Origin of the sequence: Eggerthella sp. AM16-19, assembly GCF_003474385.1 — a bacterium.
In the GTDB taxonomy this organism is placed as follows: Bacteria; Actinomycetota; Coriobacteriia; order Coriobacteriales; family Eggerthellaceae; genus Senegalimassilia.
On record NZ_QUCY01000047.1, the window covers coordinates 1 to 4307 of the forward strand.

Sequence of the window (4307 nt, forward strand, 5' to 3'; positions counted from 1 at the left end):
ATCGAGGATGCGAAGAGCTCGGGCTATTAGTGCCGCTCGGCTGAGCGCGTCGCCGCGCTTGCACCTGCGGCCTATCGACCAGGTGGTCTACCTGGGCCCTTACCGGAGAGTGGACTCATCTCGGAGACGGCTTCCCGCTTAGATGCCTTCAGCGGTTATCCGTGCCGGACGTAGCTAGGCGGCCGTGCCGTTGGTCGACAACCGCTGCACCAGAGGTCCGTCCACCCCGGTCCTCTCGTACTAGGGGCAGACCTCCTCAATCCACTTGCGCCTGCGGAGGATAGGGACCGAACTGTCTCACGACGTTCTGAACCCAGCTCGCGTACCGCTTTAAACGGCGAACAGCCGTACCCTTGGGACCGACTTCAGCCCCAGGATGCGATGAGCCGACATCGAGGTGCCAAACCTTGCCGTCGATGTGGACTCTTGGGCAAGATCAGCCTGTTATCCCCGGAGTACCTTTTATCCGTTGAGCGACGGCCATTCCACTCTGGGCCGCCGGATCACTAGAGCCTGCTTTCGCACCTGCTCGGCCCGTCCGCCTCGCAGTCAAGCTGGCTTGCACTCTTGCGCTCTCGGGACGGTTGCCGACCGTCCTGAGCCAACCTTTGCGCGCCTCCGTTACTCTTTGGGAGGCGACCGCCCCAGTCAAACTACCCGCCTGGCACGGTCCGCGGCCCTGATACAAGGCGCCGCGTTAGGCCGCCGGAACGGAGGGGGCAGTATTCCAAGGGCGGCTCCGCCGGGGCTGGCGCCCCGGTTTCATTGCCTCCTGCCTATCCTCTACGCGCCGAGCCAACGGCCAATGCCAAGCTGCAGTGAAGGTTCACGGGGTCTTTCCGTCCTTCCGCAGGTAATTCGCATCTTCACGAATAGTGCAATTTCACCGGGTCCATGGTCGAGACAGCGCCCAAGTCGTTACGCCGTTCGTGCAGGTCGGAACTTACCCGACAAGGAATTTCGCTACCTTAGGACCGTTATAGTTACGGCCGCCGTTTACCGGGGCTTGGCTTCAGCGCTTCGCTTACGCTAACGCATCCGCGTAACCTTCCGGCACCGGGCAGGCGTCAGACCCTATACTTCCCCTCGCGGGTTGGCAGAGTCCTGTGTTTTTGGTAAACAGTCGCTTGGGCCGTTTCGCTGCGGCCGCCGCGGGCTCGGGGAGCGACGTCCCTCCACCTGCAGCGGCACTCCTTCTCCCGAAGTTACGGAGCGATTATGCCGAGTTCCTTGACCATGGTTCCCCCGATCGCCTCGGTATGCTCTACCCGCCCACCTGTGTCGGTTTTGGTACGGGCGCCTCGGGCCCTGCCTAGGGGTTTTTCCAGGGAGCGTGGGCTCCGCAGCTTCGCCATGCGGCTTCGTCTCGCGTCTCGGCCTTGTCTGCAGGGCGGATTTGCCTGCCCTGCGGCCTACAGGCTTTCACGGGGGCGTCCAGAACCCCGCCTGCGTCCCCTTCTCCGTCGCCCCTTCGGTCATAAGCGGTCCCGAGGCGGTACAGGAATGTCCGCCTGTTGCGCATCGGCTACGCCTTCCGGCCTCGCCTTAGCTCCCGACTGACCCTGGGAGGATTAGCCTTGCCCAGGAAACCTTGGGCTTACGGCGGCGGCGTTTCCCGCGCCGCTCTCGTTACTCATGCCAGCATCCTCACTCCCCTGCGCTCCACCGTCGGTCGCCCTCCGGCTTCGCCGCGCAGGGGAAGCTCCCCTACCAATGTCTTGTACATTCCGCCGCTTCGGCGCATCGCTTAGCCCCGTGAATTGTCGGCGCATGTCCACTCGACCAGTGAGCTGTTACGCACTCTTTGAATGCATGGCTGCTTCTAAGCCAACATCCTGGTTGTCTGGGCGGACGCACATCCTTTGCCACTCAGCGATGACTTGGGGGCCTTAGCGGGCGGTCTGGGCTGTTTCCCTCTCGAGCACACAGCTTAGCCCACATGCTCTGACTCCCGGCCTTTGGTCTCGCGGCATTCGGAGTTTGGTCGGCATCGGTAGGCGGTGAGGCCCCCTCCTCCGTCCAGTGCTCTACCGCCGCGGGAAAACGGCCGGGGCTAGCCCTAAAGCTATTTCGGGGAGAACGAGATATCTCCGGGTTTGATTGGCCTTTCACCCCTACCCACGGGTCATCCCCTCCGTTTTCAACCGAAGTGGGTTCGGCCCTCCACGGGGTCTTACCCCCGCTTCAGCCTGCCCATGGGTAGCTCCCCCGGCTTCGCGCCCACGACGCGCGACTCGTGTCGCCGTCTTAAAGACTCGCTTTCGCTGCGGCTCGCTTCATAGCTTAACCTCGCCGCGCATCGTGACTCGCTGGCTCATTCTACAAAAGGCACGCCGTCACACCGCGATGGGTGCTCCGACTGCTCGTGGGCGCGCGGTTTCAGGCGCTGTTTCACTCCCCTCTCGGGGTGCTTTTCACCTTTCCCTCACGGTACTGGTTCGCTATCGGTCGCGGGAGAGTGTTCAGCCTTGGAGGGTGGTCCCCCCTGCTTCGCGCGGGGTTTCACGTGCCCCGCGCTACTCTGGGCCGGAGACCCGCTGCCAGCGACCTTCCGGGTACGGGGCTCTCACCCTGTTCCGCCGGCCTTCCCAGGCCGTTCCCCTAGATGGCTGGTTTGTAACAGCGGCCGAGGGATGCGGCCCTCGGTTGCCCCGCCCAACAACACCGGCGCGGAAACGCCCGCACGCTTGCACGCGCGCCGGTTTGGGCTGGCCCGGTTTCGCTCGCCGCTACTCCCGGGATCTCGGTTGATTTCTCTTCCTCGGGGTACTTAGATGTTTCAGTTCCCCCGGTTGCCTCCTGGCCGCCTATATATTCGGCGGCCGGTAGCAGGGCATCGCCCCTGCTGGGTTCCCCCATTCGGGAATCCGCGGATCAAAGGCCGTTTGCGCCTCCCCGCGGCTTATCGCAGCTTGCCGCGCCCTTCGTCGACTTCCCGCGCCAAGGCATCCGCCTCGCGCCCTTCGTATCTTCGTCCTGAAGTGTTCCCTGTCTATGTGTAAGGTAAACCACATCGAGAAAATCTTGAATGATTTGCGATCGTGAAGAATCCGAATCAACTTGATATGATTTGATTTCTTTATTCTTTCTCGGGGGCCGGCTAGGTCGCCGGCCCCGCGTATCTTCTTAATCCGGGCTTCGCTATGCGGCTGTCAAGGTGCCTCGGGGCGGGAGCCCCGGGAGCCGGATGCTGGATTTTCTGGAACCTTTAGTTCAGCGAAGCCTTGATTCTGTGCGAATCTCCCTAGAAAGGAGGTGATCCAGCCGCACCTTCCGGTACGGCTACCTTGTTACGGCTTCACCCCCCTCACCCTCCACACCTTCGACGCCTCCGCCCCTGAAAGGGTTCGGCCGGCGGCTTCGGGTGCAGACGACTCGGGTGGTGTGACGGGCGGTGTGTACAAGGCCCGGGAACGTATTCACCGCGGCGTGCTGATCCGCGATTACTAGCAACTCCGGCTTCACGGAGGCGGGTTGCAGCCTCCGATCCGAACTGGGGCCGGCTTTGCGGGATCCGCTCCCCCTCGCGGGGTCGCAACCCTCTGTACCGGCCATTGTAGCACGTGTGCGGCCCAGGGCATAAGGGGCATGATGACTTGACGTCGTCCCCACCTTCCTCCGGCTTGACGCCGGCAGTCCCCCGCGAGTCCCCAACTGAATGCTGGCAACACGGGGCAGGGGTTGCGCTCGTTGCGGGACTTAACCCAACATCTCACGACACGAGCTGACGACAGCCATGCACCACCTGTGCGGGCTCCTCTCGGCCACGGCGTCTCCGCCGCTTCACCCGCATGTCAAGCCCTGGTAAGGTTCTTCGCGTTGCTTCGAATTAAGCCACATGCTCCGCTGCTTGTGCGGGCCCCCGTCAATTCCTTTGAGTTTTAGCCTTGCGGCCGTACTCCCCAGGCGGGGCGCTTAATGCGTTGGCTGCGGCACGGGGGATCTCGTCCCCCACACCTAGCGCCCATCGTTTACGGCTGGGACTACCAGGGTATCTAATCCTGTTCGCTCCCCCAGCTTTCGCGCCTCAGCGTCAGTTTCGGCCCAGAGAGCTGCCTTCGCCGTCGGTGTTCTTCCCGATATCTGCGCATTCCACCGCTACACCGGGAATTCCGCTCTCCCCTACCGCACTCGAGAGCGCCAGTTCGGGACCCGGCCGGGGGTTGAGCCCTCGGGTTAGAGGTCCCGCTTAGCGCTCCGCCTACGCGCGCTTTACGCCCAATGAATCCGGATAACGCTCGCCCCATACGTATTACCGCGGCTGCTGGCACGTATTTAGCCGGGGCTTCTTCTGCGGGTACCCTCGA

2 rRNA genes are annotated in these 4307 nt (G+C 63.0%); both read right to left on the minus strand.

Annotated elements, in window-relative coordinates:
• Nucleotides 1-6: 6 nt before the first annotated feature.
• A 23S ribosomal RNA gene (locus DW178_RS11020) occupies nt 7-2976 on the minus strand.
• Between the two features lie 272 nt (nt 2977-3248).
• Nucleotides 3249-4307: ribosomal RNA gene (locus DW178_RS11025) — 16S ribosomal RNA — on the minus strand; the annotation flags it as partial.